The 16,188-nt window shown below is 62.3% G+C and carries 12 protein-coding genes; 6 read left to right on the top strand and 6 right to left on the bottom strand.

Features of this window, described 5'->3' with window-relative positions; genetic code table 11:
• Nucleotides 1-91 precede the first annotated feature (91 nt).
• Entirely contained in the window at nt 92-4,339 is a 4,248-nt protein-coding gene (locus tag BLL36_RS17535; protein WP_076952616.1) for a DEAD/DEAH box helicase, read from the top strand.
• Nucleotides 4,340-4,452: 113 nt separating this feature from the next.
• Here the strand turns inward: BLL36_RS17535 and BLL36_RS17530 are convergent, their stop codons facing one another.
• The gene (locus tag BLL36_RS17530) at nt 4,453-6,558 is read right to left on the bottom strand and encodes a mechanosensitive ion channel family protein (protein WP_076952873.1); all 2,106 of its coding nucleotides are present in this window, start codon (nt 6,556-6,558) and stop codon (nt 4,453-4,455) included.
• A gap of 158 nt (nt 6,559-6,716) precedes the next feature.
• Here BLL36_RS17530 and BLL36_RS17525 point away from each other — a divergent pair, with 158 nt between their 5' ends.
• From BLL36_RS17525 to BLL36_RS17510, 4 genes are read left to right on the top strand one after another with little or no spacing between them, the layout of a single operon-like run.
• The gene (locus tag BLL36_RS17525; RefSeq protein ID WP_076952615.1) at nt 6,717-7,643 is read left to right on the top strand and encodes a DUF72 domain-containing protein; all 927 of its coding nucleotides are present in this window, start codon (nt 6,717-6,719) and stop codon (nt 7,641-7,643) included.
• Nucleotides 7,640-8,416, top strand: a complete 777-nt coding sequence (locus BLL36_RS17520) for an endonuclease/exonuclease/phosphatase family protein (RefSeq protein WP_076952614.1) — start codon at nt 7,640-7,642, stop codon at nt 8,414-8,416. Before BLL36_RS17525 ends, BLL36_RS17520 begins: the two co-directional genes overlap by 4 nt.
• On the top strand, nt 8,413-9,675 hold the full coding sequence (gene clsB, locus BLL36_RS17515; protein ID WP_076952613.1) for a cardiolipin synthase ClsB: 1,263 nt from the start codon (nt 8,413-8,415) through the stop codon (nt 9,673-9,675). Before BLL36_RS17520 ends, clsB begins: the two co-directional genes overlap by 4 nt.
• Nucleotides 9,665-10,621, top strand: coding sequence for a lysylphosphatidylglycerol synthase domain-containing protein (locus BLL36_RS17510; protein ID WP_076952612.1), 957 nt, complete (start codon nt 9,665-9,667; stop codon nt 10,619-10,621). Before clsB ends, BLL36_RS17510 begins: the two co-directional genes overlap by 11 nt.
• 109 nt (nt 10,622-10,730) lie before the next feature.
• Here the strand turns inward: BLL36_RS17510 and BLL36_RS17505 are convergent, their stop codons facing one another.
• The 3 genes from BLL36_RS17505 to BLL36_RS17495 form a co-directional block, all read right to left on the bottom strand.
• Nucleotides 10,731-11,486 carry an alpha/beta hydrolase family protein gene (locus BLL36_RS17505; RefSeq protein WP_076952611.1) on the bottom strand — a complete coding sequence of 252 codons (756 nt, stop codon included), beginning with the start codon at nt 11,484-11,486 and terminating at the stop codon, nt 10,731-10,733.
• Nucleotides 11,476-12,585: a DUF3182 family protein gene (locus BLL36_RS17500; protein ID WP_076952610.1), complete on the bottom strand. Its 1,110-nt coding sequence runs from the start codon at nt 12,583-12,585 to the stop codon at nt 11,476-11,478. The genes BLL36_RS17505 and BLL36_RS17500 overlap by 11 nt, the downstream gene beginning before the upstream one ends.
• Before the next feature lie 171 nt (nt 12,586-12,756).
• Entirely contained in the window at nt 12,757-13,716 is a 960-nt protein-coding gene (locus BLL36_RS17495) for a GlxA family transcriptional regulator (protein WP_076952609.1), read from the bottom strand.
• A 96-nt stretch (nt 13,717-13,812) separates the two neighbouring features.
• Between BLL36_RS17495 and BLL36_RS17490 the strand changes: the two genes are divergently transcribed.
• Complete coding sequence (locus BLL36_RS17490) at nt 13,813-14,376, top strand: cysteine hydrolase family protein (RefSeq protein ID WP_076952608.1); 564 nt, start codon at nt 13,813-13,815, stop codon at nt 14,374-14,376.
• Between the two features lie 16 nt (nt 14,377-14,392).
• On the opposite strand, the gene tam is transcribed toward BLL36_RS17490, so the two are convergent.
• Both tam and BLL36_RS17480 read right to left on the bottom strand, forming a co-directional pair.
• Nucleotides 14,393-15,154, bottom strand: coding sequence for a trans-aconitate 2-methyltransferase (gene tam, locus BLL36_RS17485; RefSeq protein WP_076952607.1), 762 nt, complete (start codon nt 15,152-15,154; stop codon nt 14,393-14,395).
• Nucleotides 15,155-15,309: 155 nt separating this feature from the next.
• Nucleotides 15,310-16,134, bottom strand: a complete 825-nt coding sequence (locus tag BLL36_RS17480) for a hypothetical protein (RefSeq protein WP_076952872.1) — start codon at nt 16,132-16,134, stop codon at nt 15,310-15,312.
• Nucleotides 16,135-16,188 lie beyond the last annotated feature (54 nt).

The raw sequence follows: 16,188 nt of genomic DNA, 5'->3' as shown, positions 1-16,188 counted from the left end.
AGAATCGTTGCATTTTGCGGGTTTGTAGCGCAACCGTCACGGATAAACTGCGCGATTGCAACTTGTTGGATCGGGCAGTATCAATCACTACATGAACCGACCCGAATCCACCGACAGCGCCTTGAACGGCTTCCACCCCGCCGTCAGCGCCTGGTTTGCCAGCACCTTCCCTTCGGTGACAGGCGCCCAGGCCCAGGCATGGCCACTGATCCGCCAACGCCAATCGACACTCATCGCCGCGCCCACCGGCTCCGGCAAGACACTGACGGCTTTCCTGGCGGTGCTCGATGACTTGGTCCATCAGGGCCTGGCCAACGGCGGGCAACTGCCGGATGAAACCCTGGTGGTCTATGTGTCGCCGCTCAAGGCGCTGTCCAACGATATCCAGATCAACCTGCAAAACCCGCTGGCCGGGATCACCGAGCACCTGCAGCGCCTGGGCCTGCCGCCGCTGGCGATCCGCACCGCCGTGCGCACCGGCGACACGCCGCAAAAAGACCGTGCCCAGATGCGCAAGCGAGCGCCGCACATCCTGGTGACCACTCCGGAATCGCTCTACGTGCTGCTGGGCTCGGACTCCGGCCGGCAGATGCTCGCCAGCACACGCACGGTGATCGTCGACGAGATCCACGCCATCGCCGCCGGTAAACGCGGCAGCCATTTGGCGTTAAGCCTGGAGCGCCTGCAGGGGCTGTGCAGTGAACCGCTGACGCGCATCGGCCTGTCGGCCACGCAAAAGCCCATCGAGGCGGTGTCGCGGTTCCTGGTGGGCAGCGGCCGCGATTGCGCGATTGTCGACATCGGCCACGCCCGCCCCCGCGACCTGGGTATCGAGGTGCCGCCGGTGCCGCTCTCGGCGGTCATGGCCAACGATGTGTGGGCGCTGGTCTATGACCGCCTCGCCGACTTGGCCCGCGAACACCGCACCACATTGGTGTTCGTCAACACCCGCCGCCTGGCCGAACGCCTGGCCCGGCATTTGAGCGAGCGTCTGGGTAAAACTGCGGTGGCCGCCCACCATGGCAGCCTGGCCAAGGAGATGCGCCTGGATGCCGAACAGCGCCTCAAGGCTGGCGAGCTGCAGGTGCTGATCGCCACCGCATCCCTGGAGCTGGGGATTGATATCGGCGATGTGGACCTGGTCTGCCAGATCGGCTCGCCCGGCTCGATCAATGGTTTTTTGCAAAGAGTCGGACGTTCCGGGCACCAGGTCGGCGGCACGCCCAAGGGTAGGCTGTTCGCCACCACCCGCGACGACTTGATCGAATGCGCCGCGCTGCTCGACTGCGTGCGCCGGGGCGAATTGGACACCCTGCACATACCAGTCGCGCCGCTGGACGTACTGGCCCAGCAGATCATTGCCGAAGTCAGCGCCCAGGAATGGTCGGAACAGGCGTTGCTGGCGCTGATCCACCGCGCCGCGCCCTATGCCGAGCTGGATGAGCATCACTACCAGGCGTTGTTGCAGATGCTCGCCGACGGCTACAACGGGCGCCAGGGCATCCGCAGCGCCTACCTGCACCGTGACGCCCTCACCCGCACGCTGCGCGGCCGCCGAGGCGCCAAACTCACCGCCGTGACCAGCGGCGGCACCATTCCCGATAACGCCGACTACAGCGTGTTGCTCGAACCCCAGAGCCTGAACATCGGCAGCGTCAACGAAGACTTCGCGGTGGAAAGCATCGCCGGGGATATCTTCCAGCTGGGCAACACGTCGTACCGGATCCTGCGGGTCGAAGCCGGCAAAGTGCGGGTCGAAGACGCCCATGGCCAGCCCCCGACCATCCCGTTCTGGCTCGGTGAAGCGCCGGGGCGCAGCAACGAATTGTCGGCGGCGGTGGCGCGTCTGCAGGGCCTGCTGGACGCGCTGCTCAGCGCCACGCCCGGCGACTTGCAACCCGCATTGGACTGGCTCACCGACACCCTGCGCCTGAACCACGCCAGCGCCGAACAAATCCTCGATTACCTGGCGCGCACTCGCCTGGCCCTGAGCGCGTTGCCGTCCCAGGACACGTTGATCATGGAACGCTTCTTCGACGCGTCCGGCGGCACCCAATTGATCATCCACACGCCGTTCGGCAGCCGCGTCAACCGCGCCTGGGGCCTGGCGCTGCGCAAGCGGTTTTGCCGCACCTTCAATTTCGAATTGCAGGCGGCGGCCAGCGAAAATGCCATCGTGCTGTCGCTGTCCACCAGCCACAGTTTCGAGCTGGACGAGGTGTGGCGTTACCTCAACAGCAACAGCGCCGAGCACATCCTGATCCAGGCGGTGCTGGATGCGCCGCTGTTCGGCGTGCGCTGGCGCTGGAATGCCGGTGTGGCCCTGGCACTGCCGCGTTATACCGGCGGGCGCAAGGTGGCGCCGCAGATCCAGCGCATGAAAAGCGAAGATCTGATCGCCAGTGTGTTTCCCGACCAGATCGCCTGCCTGGAAAACCTCGCCGGCGAACGCGAAGTCCCGGACCATCCGTTGATCGAGCAGACCCTCGACGATTGCCTGCACGAAGCCATGGACAGCGACGCCTGGTTGGCCCTGCTGCGGCGCATGGAGCGCGGCGAGGTGCGCCTGATCAGCCGCGACCTGCCGGCGCCCTCGCCCATGGCTGCGGAAATTCTCAGCGCGCGGCCCTATACCTTTCTCGACGACGCGCCACTGGAAGAACGCCGCACCCAGGCGGTGTTCAACCGACGCTGGAGCGACCCGCAGAGCACCGACGACCTCGGCGCCCTGGATGTCGATGCCATCGCAGGAGTGCGCGAAGAAGCGTGGCCGGCGCCCAACGGCGTGGATGAAATGCATGAGGCGCTGATGAGCCTGGCGTGCATCGCCGACGCCGAAGTCACCGCGCAGTGGCGCGAGTGGCTCGACGCCCTGGCCAAGGGTGGCCGCGCCTATCAGTTGCACAGCGGCGTGTGGGTCGCGGTCGAGCGCCTGGGCTGTTTGCAGGCGATCTACCCCGACAACTTGCCACTGCTGCCCGGTTTCGATGAACCCTGGACCTTTGATGAGGCCGTGGTGGAAGTGCTGCGCGCGCGCCTCGGTGGGTTCGGCCCGGTGACGTTGACCGAAATCGCCACACCGCTCGCGTTGCCAGCGGCGGTTATCACTCAAGCGCTGGCCCGCCTGGAACAGGAAGGCTACGTGCTGCGCGGCCATTTCAGCCCCGACGCCACCGAAGCGCAATGGTGCGAACGTCACCTGCTGGCGCGCATCCACCGGTACACGATCAAGCGTCTGCGCCGCGAAATCGAGCCGGTGGCGTTGCAGGATTTCATGCGTTTTTTGTTCGATTGGCAGCACCTGTCCGACGGCACCCGCGGCCAGGGCAGCGTGATGTTGGCGCAGATCGTCGGCCAGTTCGAAGGTTATGCCGCCGCCACCTCCGCCTGGGACAGTGACCTGCTCAGTGCGCGGCTCAAGGATTATTCGTCCACCTGGCTGGATGAACTGTGCCGCAGCGGCAAGCTGGTGTGGACGCGCTTGAGCAACAAGGCCGGCGCCATGGCCTTGCGCAGCACGCCGGTGGTGTTGCTGCCACGTAGCCAGGTGGGATTGTGGAGCGGATTGACCGAACTCACCGACATCGCAACGCTGTCGCCCAAGGCGCAGAAGGTGCATCAAGCCCTGCGCGATCAAGGCGCCTTGTTTTTCGATGAGCTGGTGCACGAAGCCCACTTGCTGCGCAGCGAGCTGGAAACCGCCCTGCAGGAATTGGTGGGCGCCGGGCTGGTAAACGCTGACAGCTTCGCCGGGCTGCGCGCGCTGACCACCCCAGCGAGCAAACGCCAGGCGCGCAGCAGTCGGCGCGGGCGCGGTGCGTTTATCGGCGGCATGGACGACGCCGGGCGCTGGGCCCTGGTGCGGCGTTCAGCAACCGCCGCCGGCCCGCATTCGGCCGAAACCCTGGAGCATGTGGCGATGACGCTGCTGCGCCGTTATGGCGTGGTGTTCTGGCGCTTGCTGGAGCGCGAGGCGGATTGGTTGCCGAGCTGGCGCGAGTTGTTGCGCACCTTCCATCGCCTGGAAGCGCGCGGGGACATCCGCGGCGGGCGCTTTGTCAGCGGCTTGGCGGGGGAACAGTTTGCGCTGCCGGAGGCGATTGCGTTGCTGCGAGAAGTGCGGCGTCGGCCCCATGATGGGAGTTTGATTGCGGTGTGTGGGGCTGATCCGTTGAATCTGGTGGGCACCTTGTTGCCAGGGACCAAGGTACCTGCACTGAGTGGCAACCGGATCGTGTACAGGGATGGAGTGCCTGCGGCGGTGATGGTGGCCGGCAAGCAGCAGGTGTTACTGGAGGCGGATCAGTTGGCGGTGCAGGAGAAGCTGATCAGGCATTGAAACCTGTATTGACCTTGCTGGCCCAATCGCGGGCAAGCCCGGCTCCCACAGGAGATTGCATTCCAAATGTGGGAGCTGGCTTGCCTGCGATGAGGCCGGTACTGTCGGCACAACTATTGCGGCCTGGGCTGCTCAGTCAGTACCACCGAAGCCGGTATCTCAGCATCCGGTTCATCAACCTGCGCCATCCGCTTGGGCAACAGCACCTGCTGTGGATAAGTCTGCGCAAAGTGCACCTCGTCACAGTTATCCACAAGCTTCTTCAACCGCTGGTTAAACGCACGACTCACCGCGTATTGCCCGCCCGACACCGTACGGAACTGCGCCGTCAGCACCACGCCGTTCAAATCCATCTTGTCGACGCCAAACACCTCCAGCGGGCCTTGCAGGTTGTACTTGAGGAACACGTCATCACGGATCGACTGCCCGGCCTCCTGGATCAGTTCCACAGCCTTGTCCACGTCGGTGTCATAGGTGAACTGCACTGAGAAAAACGCATAGGCAAACTGCCGCGATTGGTTGGTGACGGCCTTGATCTGCCCGAACGGCACCGAGTGCACAAAGCCCTTGCCGTCGCGCAGGCGCAGGGTGCGGATGGTCAGGCCTTCGACGGTGCCGGCGTGGCCGGAGTCGAGCACCACCCAGTCGCCGATCGACAGCGTGTCTTCGATGATGATGAACAGGCCGGTGATCACGTCCTGCACCAACTGCTGGGAACCGAAACCAATCGCCAGGCCCACCACCCCGGCGCCGGCCAGCAGCGGTGCGACGTTGATGCCGAGGTTGGCCATGGTGGTGATTGCGCAGATCACCACCAGGATGATCTTCACCGCATTGCGCAGCAGCGGCAGGATGGTCTTGATTCGCGTGCTGGGCTGGCGGCTGGAGCGTTTGTTCACGGGCGGCTTCAGCGCTTCCTGGATCGCGGTGTCGAGCACCACCCAGAACAACCAGGTCATCAGCAGGATCAGGCCGATGCTGCTGAGAGAGTCGCTGATCGCCCGGCCAATGGAGTTGCGCTCGGCGAACTCGAACAGCGACACGCCCCAGATCCGTCCGAGCACTTCAATGAACGCAACGGCCATGACAATGCGCAGGATCGCATGCAACAGGCTGAGGAAGCGTTCCTTGTAGGCACTGCTGCGTTGGATCGCCACCTGGCTGCGCGACTTGAACAGGTGCTGCAGCACAGTGCTCAGGAACACGGTGCCGATCAGCAGGATGGTGGTGAACAACGCGCAGCGCAGCGCTTTCTGGTTATCGTCACCGGCGCCGATCAGGTTGATCGCCGAGACCAGCACCATCAACAGAATCGGCCAGTACCACAGCCCGGAAAACACACGCAGCGATTGCTGCAACGCCGGGTGTTTGAGGCGTTGGGCCAATGGCCGGTTACGGATCAGATGGGCCACCGGGCGGCGCAGGCGCACCACCAGCACGCCGAAGATCACCGCGGCAAACAGCCCGGTGAACACCGCGATGCTACTGGTGATATTGCCGCCCAACTGGCGGGCGATCTGCGGGCTGGTCAGGGCATCGCTTAAGGCCGCGAGAAAGCCGATCAGGAACAGCGGTTTGGGGCAGTAGCTGCGAATGATCTGCACCGCCGGGCGCTTGTGGCCGACGTTGAACATGACAATCACGCAGAGCAGCATCGAGGTGGAAAAGATGCCGCTGCTGGTGGCGTAGGCAAAACACAGCGCCAGCGCGCGGCCCACGGAGGTCGGAAGAAAGTGGCTGACGTAAAGCGTCAGCGGCAGGCACACCAGCGCAGGGATCGTGTAGGGCACCACATACCCGAGCACCGCCAGCAAGCGTTCGCGTTTTTCAAAGAAGGTTCGACGCCCCAGGCGCTGTACGATAAATCGCCCGAGCAAGGTCAACCCCACAAAAGCGCCAACCCACACGCCCGACAGCAGCAGGAAGTCGCCCGCCACGCTCCAGGGCGAACGCGCAGCGGTCTGGTCGACCAGGCGCCCCACCTCATCCGCCGCCCGATCCGCGCGCAGGCGCCATTGATCAACAAGGCCCTGATTGAGGTCCAGCTTTTGCTGCACGTCATCAATGCTGGAACTGATGGCCCCCAGCAATCCGCCTTCCACCAGCAATTCCGGCTTGGCCGGCGCGTCAGGCTCTGGCGCGGTCGCCGCCGCTTGCAGGGCGCCACTGCCGCAAAACAGCAGCGCACCCAGCAGTAATGCAGTCTTTAGATTCAGCAACACACCGAGCTCCCGCAAAAGGTTCTGTAAGGAACTGACGGGTTTGATGCCTGATCGTTCCCGAGAAAGTGCCGTCTGTAGGAAGCGCGAAACTTTCAGACGCCTACCGCAGTCATCCAAAAACGGAGGTCAACCGACCCTTTTTGACGGGAGCATTCATGGCGGCGATTCACATCGGCATTTCCGGCTGGCGCTACACGCCCTGGCGCGGGGACTTCTACCCCGAAGGGCTGACCCAGAAACGCGAGTTGCAGTTTGCGTCACGCGCCGTCAACAGCATCGAGATCAATGGCTCGTTCTATGCGCTGCAAACCCCCAAGCGCTACGCCGAGTGGTACGCCGACACGCCCGAAGGTTTTGTGTTCAGCGTCAAGGCGCCGCGCTACATCACCCACATCCTGCGCTTAAGGGACGTGCATGCGCCGATGGCCAATTTTTTCGCTTCCGGGGTACTGGAGCTGAAGGAAAAGCTCGGCCCGATCCTTTGGCAGTTCCCGCCCAGCTTCAAGTTCGACCCGCCGCTGTTCGAAGCCTTTCTGCAGGAACTGCCCACCGACACCCAACAGGCCGCCGCCCTCGCCCGTCAGCATGAACCGCGTCTGAACGGCAAGGCGAGCATGCAAGCCCATGGCAAGCGCGCGCTGCGCCACGCGGTGGAGATCCGCCATCAGAGTTTTTCCGTCCCGGAATTCGTGCAGATGCTGGACAAGTATGGAGTGGCACTCGTGGTGGCAGATACCGCCAGCAAATGGCCGTACCTGGAAGATGTCACCGCCAACTTCATGTACCTGCGCCTGCACGGCGACAAGGAGCTGTACGCCAGTGGCTATAGTGACGAAGCCCTCAAGCGCTGGGGCGATCGCATCGAGCGTTGGAGCCAGGGCAAGCAACCTGCGGACGCCAAGCTGGCCGACCCGCAGCACAAGCCCCGCGCCCGCAAACAGCGGGACGTGTTCTGCTTTTTCGACAATGACATCAAGGTGCGTGCGCCGTTTGATGCACGCCAATTGCTACAGCGTTTCGAGCTGGATAAACACCTCGCCACCGAGCCCGGAAAACTGCCTGCGCCGGGGGTATTGCCATGACCCATCCGGAATTGGCGCCCACCGCGCCCACCACCGCCATCAAGCGCTTTACGGTGCTGACGGTGAATATCCATAAAGGCTTCACCGCGCTGAACCGACGTTTCATCCTGCCTGAGTTACGCGAAGCGGTGCGCAGCGTGGGCGCCGATATCGTGTTCCTGCAGGAAATCCACGGTACCCACGAACGCCATCCGCAGCGCTACAGCGACTGGCCGAAAATGCCGCAGTACGAGTTCCTCGCTGACAGTATCTGGCCGCAATTCGCCTATGGGCGCAATGCCGTCTACCCCCACGGCGACCACGGCAATGCGCTGATGTCAAAATTCCAGATTGTGAGCTACGACAACCTCGACATTTCCCAAAGCGGCCACGAAAACCGTGGCCTGCTGCATTGCGTGCTGCGCCTGCCGAGCACCGGCCAGGAAGTGCACGCGATCTGCATGCACCTGGGCTTGCGCGAGGTGCATCGCCAGCAACAATTGCGCCTGCTGGAGCAACGTATCAGCGAGATTCCGGCCGATGCGCCACTGGTGGTGGCTGGCGATTTCAACGACTGGCGCCAGCGCGCCGACCTGAGCCAGAGCGGCCTGAGGGAAGTGTTTTTCGAAGCCGACGGCAAACTCGCGCGCACCTTTCCGGCGCGCTTGCCATTGCTGGCGCTGGATCGCATTTACGTACGCAACCTGACAGCCCATAACCCCAGGGTCTTGAACACGCGCCCCTGGTCCCATTTATCCGATCATGTGCCGCTGTCGGTGGAGGTCGAGCTATGAACGTCGCGGTAGAACACATTTCCACCGACCAGCCGCCGGATGAAACCAAGGCCCGTGACGTGGATTACGGCTGGCAGAGCGGCAACCAGATCGAGTTGCTGGAGAACGGCGAGGCGTACTTTCCCAGGGTGTTCGAGGCCATGCGCCAGGCCCAGCGCGAGATTCTGCTGGAAACCTTCATCCTCTTTGAAGACAAGGTTGGCTACGAGCTCAAAGGCATCCTGATCGAGGCGGCGCAGCGGGGCGTGAAGGTGGTGGCAAGCCTTGACGGTTTTGGCTGCGGCGAGCTGAGCCCGTCGTTCCTGCGTGAGCTGGCCGAAGCCGGCGTGATGGTGCAGATGTTTGACCCCGCGTCCAAGACCCTGGGCATTCGCACCAACTGGTTTCGTCGCCTGCACCGCAAGATCGTGGTGGTGGACGCCAGCGTGGGGTTTATCGGCGGGATCAATTTTTCCGCCGATCACCTGGGCGATTTTGGCCCCGAAGCCAAGCAGGATTACGCCGTGCAAGTGACGGGGCCGGTGGTGGCCGACCTGCATCATTTCGCCTTGGCGCAAAGCGGGCGCCAGGTGCGCACGCGACGCGGCTGGCGGCGGCGCCAGCAACGGCCTTCGGCTTGGTCGAGCGAGCAAGGCGACGGCCTGGTGCGCCTGATCTATCGCGACAACCTGCAGCATCGCGACGACATCGAAGAGGCGTATATCCACGCATTGAGCAAGGCGCGAAAGCGCGCGGTGATTGCCAATGCCTACTTCTTCCCCGGCTACCGCCTGTTGCGCGAGATCCGCAACGCCGCGCGCCGTGGCGTGCACGTGCAACTGATCATGCAGGGCCAGCCCGACGTGCTGCTGGCCAAACTGGCGGCACGCATGCTCTACGACTATTTGCTCAAGGATGGCGTGGTGATTCATGAATACTGCCAACGCCCGCTGCACGGCAAAGTGGCGCTGGTGGATGACGACTGGAGCACCGTGGGTTCGAGCAATCTCGACCCACTGAGCCTGGCGCTGAACCTGGAAGCTAACGTGTTGATTCGTGACCGTGGCTTCAATCAACAGCTTTATGACAGCCTGGAAGCCCTGGCCAGGAATCATTGCCAGACCATGCCGGAAAAGCGCAAGCCACGCCTGTGGCTGTGGCGTCTGACCGTAGGTTTTCTGGTGTTCCATGTGATGCGTCACTTCCCTGTGCTGACCGGCTGGCTGCCTGCGCACAAGCCACGATTGAAACCCTTTGAGGCCCAGCCCCATGACGTCTGAAACCAAAGGCTCGCGGTTCCAGCGCTGGAAGAAACCGCTGACTGTCGTCTTCTTCCTGCTGCTGATCGTACTGTTCACGATGCTCGCGCGGCGCATCGATTGGAGCGAAGTGCTGCAGACCCTGGGCGAATTCAAGGTGCGCACCCTTCTGATCGCGGGTGCTCTGACGCTGTGCAGCTTTCTGGTGTACGCCAGCTTCGACTTGATCGGCCGCACCTACATTCGCCAGAACCTGAGGTGGAAACAGATCCTGCCGGTGGGGATCATCAGCTATGCGTTCAACCTCAACCTGAGTGCGTGGGTCGGCGGTATTGCCATGCGCTATCGGCTGTATTCGCGGCTGGGGGTGAGCACCGGCAATATCGCCAAGATCCTCGGCCTGAGCCTGGCCACCAATTGGTTCGGCTACATGGCCATCTCGGGGGTGATTTTCAGCAGCGGCCTGGTCACCATGCCGCCGGGCTGGAAGGTCAGCACCACGGCCTTGCAAGGCATCGGCGCGTTGCTGGTGCTGGCCAGCCTGGGTTACCTGGCGGCGTGCCAGTTTTCGAGAAAGCGTGCGTGGACCATTCGCGGCATGGAAATCAACCTGCCGTCGCTACGCATGGCATGTTTGCAGTTAATGTTGGGCGCGTTGAACTGGTCGCTGATGGCGGCGGTGATCTTCACCCTGCTGCCGTCCAAACTGGACTACCCACTGGTGCTGGGGGTGTTGCTGATCAGCGCGATTGCCGGGGTGCTCACGCATATCCCGGCCGGGCTCGGCGTGTTGGAAGCGGTGTTTATTGCGTTGTTGCAGCACGAAGCGTCGCGGGGCAGTTTGCTGGCCGGGTTGATTGCGTACCGGGCGATCTACTTTATTTTGCCGCTGCTGATTGCGCTGGTGATGTACCTGGGGGTGGAGGCGAAGGCGAAGGCGTTGCGGGTGAAGAAGACACCGGCTTGAGGGTGTGTTGACAGGTACATTGCTATCGCAGGCAAGCCAGCTCCCACAGGAGTACGCATTTCAATGTGGGAGCTGGCTTGCCTGCGATGGCGGTCGAAAGAGCGCTGAATTATCTGGACTGGATGATGCTCAACCGCTCCCCCACCACCATCTCGGTAATCCAGTCCACCAGGATCGAGGTGTAGGCCTGCTGGGACACCGGATCGCTGAGAGAATGGTCGGCGCCGTCAATGATGCGATGGGTCAGCGAATGCGTCTGCTGGCACGCCGCGCGGTAACTCATGATGGTGGCGTGGGGCACGTGATCGTCCGTCTCCGACTCCACGATCAGCACATCACCGGTAAACGCCGAACACGCGTGCAAGGCACGATTGGTTTCGGCATGCACCAAGGTGCTGCGGTAATCCATCAGGTCCATCTTGTCCAGGTCGCGCTTGGGCTTGAGCCACTCTTCATCGCGGTACAGCGCAGGCACGCGCAGCGCCAGCCAGCGCACCGGGCGCAATGAGGTGAGAATCGCCGCCAGGTAGCCGCCGTAACTGGTGCCCACCACCGCCACCGCCGAGGTGTCGATGGCCGGGTGCGCAAGCAAGCGGTCGTAGGCCGCCAGCAGGTCGCGCAGGTTGTCTTCACGGGTGACGCGGGATAACGGAATACCGGCGCCCGCGTGGCCGCGCAGATCGAAGGTCAGGCACACACAGCCCAACCCCGCGATGCCTTTGGCTCGCTCGAGGTCGCGCTCCTGGCTGCCGCCCCAGCCATGCACGAACAACACGCCCGGCACTTTGGATTTGGGGCTCAGGAATGTGCCGCTCATCTGTTCGTCGTCGATGTCGATCGCAATGCTTTCGCTTCTAGCCGTCATAAGATTCAACCGTCACGTACTTGAGAAGAAAGTCGCTGCTTTCCGCCGGGCCGCGGTACACCTCGATGGCATCGGCCGGCAACGCCTGGTCCTGGTAGGTTTCCACCGAAGACACGCGAATGGCTTTGAGGCCCGGGTCGTTGACAAAGCTCTGCAGCGCCGCGACTTCCGCGCTGCTGGCCCCGCCCATGCGCCAGGATTGTTCGAGCACGCCGCTGCGACGTTGACCGTCGCTGTCCAGGCCCTGGGCGATGTCGTAGTTGCGTCGCGACGCATAGAAACCGGGGTAGGCTTCATCAGCGGCGCTGTCGAAGACCTGGGCTTGCCCAATAGCTTCGCGAATATCGTCGGGCAGTTCGAGCTTCAACAGATCAGCGTAGCCCCCAGGCACGACCAACAGGCTGGAACCGCCGTAGACCTCAGCGCCCTGCCCGTCTTCAGTCAGGTATTGCTCGCCGCAATAGCTGAACACATGAGCGCCGATAAAGCTCTGGCCGACACTGTGAGTCACCACATCCTTCAGGTCTTGTTCCAGCACCACGCCTTCGTTGAAGAGTGTGGCGGCATCGGGCCGAGCCAGCACGGCATCGAGCTCGTCGAGGCTGTGGATAACTTCCTGACCGCGGCCCGCGCAGGCGTGCACCGGCTTCAGGCGGATAGGCCCGCTGTAGAGCAAGCGTGTGGCGGCGGGTCGTGCGTCCTCCAGGGCGAAAACGCTCAGGCCATCCAGTACGACGTCTCGCACACGCTCGCAGAACAATGTCGACCAGCCCTCAGGCGCTTTGGCCTGCGGGCCGATCACGCCATGAGTGATGGCTTTGGTGCAGATGAAGTCGTGGTCGACGTAGCCGCCCCACAGATCCTCCGGCCCTCGGACACTGAGCGCCTGCGCCTGATCCGGGCCAATCAGGGTCTGCGTGGGCAACAGGTACAACGCTCGTCCCGCGTGCAGATCGGGGTCGTAGCTGCCGCCGAATTCGAGCCCCAGTATCTGCGCCAGCCAGCGCGCCAAGGCTCGGTTGGTTTCGATCTCATGCGTTGGCGCGCCGACTCGCGTGGAGTGAGCGACTACCAGCTTCTTGCGCTGAGTCGGGGTCATGCATCCTCCTTGGCCATCCCGCTGTGGTGAGGCAAGAAGGTTGCAGGGATCAGGCCAAGACTTCTTCAGCACGGAGGGTTTTACAAATCCGCCGGTTGACGAAGAAGAGATGGCAGTTGGCCCGTTTTATTCTGCACGACACCGCGTTGACGTTGCGGCGTTCTGCACGATTCAAACCCCAAAGCGGCTGCGATAGTCACTCGGCGCCAAGCCGGTAATTCTCTTGAAGAGGGCGCGAAACGCGCTGGGGTCCTGGTAACCCACGGTCCAGGCAATATGGTCGATAGTGCCATTAGTAAACTCCAGCATCTGCCGCGCTTTGCCCACTCGCAGGTGTTGGCAATATTCGGTGGGTTTCAAGCCAGTGGCATTGCGAAACCGCCGCAGGAAGGTGCGCTCTTCCAGGCCTGCTTCCTGCGCCATCGCCGCCAGGGAAACATCCACCGCACCGCTCGCCTGCAACCAGTGCTGGACCTTGAGGATCGCAGCGTCACCGTGGCCGAGGATCGGCGCGAAATTGCTGCCGCATTGGCTGGCGCTGTCACTGTGCTCAATCACCAGGAAACGTGCAGTATCAGCCGCAAGGCTTGGGCCCATCAGGCGGTCGACCAGGCGCAGGCCGAGTTCGGACCAGGCCATCAAGCCGGCGGTGGTGATCAGGTCGCCGTCATCGACGATGGGCTTGTCCGCCTCCAGGCGTACGGCCGGGTAACGGGCGGCGAAGGATTCGGCGGAAGACCAGTGCGTGGTGGCGCTACGCCCGTCGAGCAATCCACTGCGCGCCAGCATGATCGAACCGATGCACACGCCGCCGAGCACGGTGCCTGCGACGTGTTGCTGGCGAAGCCACTCCAGCAACGCAGGGGGTGCTTGCTCTTCGGTGAACTCACCCATTGACGGCGGCACCAGAACGGCCATCATCGGTTGAGCAGGACCGGGATGACTGCTGAATACGCGCACCGGCTGGCCGGTCGCATCCACCTGCCAATGGCTGACGCGCAGCAACGGCAATTGTGCCGATTGATGCTCGGCGGCAATGCGATTGGCCACGCCGAACAGATCGGTCAAGCCATGCACAGCCGCCAATTGCGCGCCCTGGTAGATCAACACGCCCAACTCAACAACGACCATTGTCAGTTTTCCCCCTGTTATTGTCGGTGCAGCCAATCCCGGAGTCAGGCGCCAGCTAACATACTGGGCCCATCACCCCATCACGAGGCAACACACATGGCCAAGCAAGCGCTCATCCTAATCGATATCCAGAACGACTACTTCCCCCAGGGCAAGTGGCCACTTGACGGTGTGAAGGCCGCGGCAGACAAGGCTGCGCACGTATTGCAAGCGTTTCGCCAGGCGGGCGATGCGGTGATTCACGTGCGTCACGAGTTCACTTCCGAGGACGCGCCGTTCTTCACGCCGGGCTCCGAGGGCGCGCATCTGCACACCAAAGTGCTGAACGAAGCCCATGAACCGGTGGTGCTCAAACATTTCGTGAATGCGTTTCGCGAGACCAACCTGCGTGCGGTACTGGAACAACACAGCATCACGGAACTGGTAGTGGTCGGCAGCATGAGCCATATGTGCATTGATGCCGTGGTGCGAGCGGCGGCGGACCTGGGCTACACAGTGACTGTGATTCATGACGCGTGCGCGACGCGCGATCAGGAATTTAATGGGCAGGTGATTCCAGCGGCGCAGGTGCACGGGGCTTACATGGCGTCGCTGGCGTTTGGTTACGCAAGCGTGGTGTCGGCAGATGAATACCTGAAGGCGCAAGCGGCGGCCGCGTGACCGCCACTTGGCGATATCAGCGTGTAGCGATGATGAACAGGCGTGGAAAAGGCAGCAGCACGGTGCCATCTTTCAGGGCGGGGTAAGCCTGGGTAATCCGCGCTTGATAGTCATGCAGGAAAGCGGTTTTTTCAGCGTCGCTCAACGGCGCGAGAAAGGGCCGCAATGCCGAAGCCTTGAACCATTCCACCACGGCGGCGTGATCCGCCAGCGGGTGCAGGTAAGTGGTGCGCCACACATCGACGGTGCCGCAGTGTTTAGCCAGCAACCCGTAGTAGTAGCTCGCCGTGTGGCGCTCATTGTGTTTGACCGCGCCGATTTTGGAAGACCATGGCCCATCGCCCGCGACTTCGCGGGCAAGCCGGTGGGCGGGCTCATCGAGGTTGTCAGGCGTCTGCACCGCCAGTGTGCCGCCGGGCGTCAACTGATGGACGAGGTGCGGGTAAAGCGTGGCGTGATCCGGCAGCCATTGCAGGGACGCGTTGGCCAGGATCACATCGAAGGTTTGCGCAGGTTTCCAGGCACCGATATCCGCCAGCTCGAAGCTGAGCGCCGGCAGGCGTTTGCGCGCGTCGGCCAGCATGTCGTCGGAGCTGTCCAGGCCTATGATGTGCGCGTGCGGGAAGCGTTCGGCCAATACCTCGGTTGAATTGCCGGGGCCGCAACCCAGGTCGACGGCGTTACGCACCTCGGTGTTCGCAATGGCCGCGACCAGGTCGCGGACAGGACGGGTGCGCTGCTGTTCGAACAGGGTGTATTGCTGAGCTGACCAGGTCATCGCGGCGCTCCTTCTTTTTTGAGGTGGGCTACAGCCTAATTCTTGCGAGCCATGAGAACAAATGCCAGGACTCGGCGCGACTTGGCAGTGCTGCGCCGGTTCGAGGAGATGGCGCGGCGGCCATGCAGGACGGCTGTTCGGCAGAGTACACAGCGTTATTTCATTCGCCTCAGAATACTCATGTACGGGTCGCCATTGAGGATGAAGTCCTCGCGCAAGCTACCGCCGGGAATCGGTTCAAGACTGGTCGGGGTTTGTAGCTTGTGCCTGGGATGGGGAAATGACGCTTCATTGTCCGAATAGGTATAACGTTGAAAGTGCAACACATCGCCCACCCAGTGGACGTTGTTGTAGAGGTAATGCCAGTTTTTGTCACTGGGCATACTCAGGTAAAAACCCCCGTGTGCATCCCGGGCGATCTTGACCGTCACTACGTTGTCAGAACCCCATGTACCGATGTAGCGATCCATGCCCGGATGGTCGGGAATGCTCGGGGCCGCCACGAAATCACTCTCTTTATAGGGGGTGTTGCGGGCCCGCTCCGCCTTTAGGTCAGGGTAGCGATCACACACCGAATCAACCTTGTCGACTTTTTCGTAGTCGTATCTGACCTGTATTCCCCCACTCCAACTGGTGAATTGCATGAATTGGGGTGAAAAGGACAATACCTTCAGCTCGACGGTGTTGCCCGGCAATATCATGTTAATTACTTGGCCATCATCGGCGACGGAATAGCTCATCACGTCCGTGGGTTCCCGGATGGACTTCACGCAGTTGAACGAGTGCAGCAACAATTGGCCGTCGGCTCTGAATTCAGCCACATTCGTTTGACCTTCGTTCAATGCCTGCATGGCCCAGAGCCCCACAATCAGGTTCTTGTCATCGGCCAGGGAAACCGGGGGCTTAGTGTCGGCCGGCCGCGCAGCGCAACCGCTGATTAAAATGGCGCTCAATACGCATAAGAAAACGTTGCTAGACATGATGTTCATCCCTGTTTGTGCCAGTCGCGTGCTCTTGCCAGGTCAATAAAAAGC

Origin of the sequence: Pseudomonas cedrina subsp. cedrina (genome assembly GCF_001983175.1) — a bacterium.
Taxonomy (GTDB): Bacteria; Pseudomonadota; Gammaproteobacteria; order Pseudomonadales; family Pseudomonadaceae; genus Aquipseudomonas; species Aquipseudomonas cedrina.
Note: the sequence above shows the minus strand (reverse complement) of the source record. Positions and strands in the feature narration are given on the sequence as shown.

Excerpts from the sequence above, each read along its gene's own strand:
- BLL36_RS17535 (WP_076952616.1), top strand. The coding sequence starts at position 92 with ATGAACCGACCCGAATCCACCGACAGCGCCTTGAACGGCTTCCACCCC.
- BLL36_RS17525 (WP_076952615.1), top strand. The coding sequence starts at position 6,717 with ATGGCGGCGATTCACATCGGCATTTCCGGCTGGCGCTACACGCCCTGG.
- BLL36_RS17520 (WP_076952614.1), top strand. The coding sequence starts at position 7,640 with ATGACCCATCCGGAATTGGCGCCCACCGCGCCCACCACCGCCATCAAG.
- clsB (WP_076952613.1), top strand. The coding sequence starts at position 8,413 with ATGAACGTCGCGGTAGAACACATTTCCACCGACCAGCCGCCGGATGAA.
- BLL36_RS17510 (WP_076952612.1), top strand. The coding sequence starts at position 9,665 with ATGACGTCTGAAACCAAAGGCTCGCGGTTCCAGCGCTGGAAGAAACCG.
- BLL36_RS17505 (WP_076952611.1), bottom strand. The coding sequence starts at position 11,486 with ATGACGGCTAGAAGCGAAAGCATTGCGATCGACATCGACGACGAACAG.
- BLL36_RS17500 (WP_076952610.1), bottom strand. The coding sequence starts at position 12,585 with ATGACCCCGACTCAGCGCAAGAAGCTGGTAGTCGCTCACTCCACGCGA.
- BLL36_RS17495 (WP_076952609.1), bottom strand. The coding sequence starts at position 13,716 with ATGGTCGTTGTTGAGTTGGGCGTGTTGATCTACCAGGGCGCGCAATTG.
- BLL36_RS17490 (WP_076952608.1), top strand. The coding sequence starts at position 13,813 with ATGGCCAAGCAAGCGCTCATCCTAATCGATATCCAGAACGACTACTTC.
- tam (WP_076952607.1), bottom strand. The coding sequence starts at position 15,154 with ATGACCTGGTCAGCTCAGCAATACACCCTGTTCGAACAGCAGCGCACC.
- BLL36_RS17480 (WP_076952872.1), bottom strand. The coding sequence starts at position 16,134 with ATGTCTAGCAACGTTTTCTTATGCGTATTGAGCGCCATTTTAATCAGC.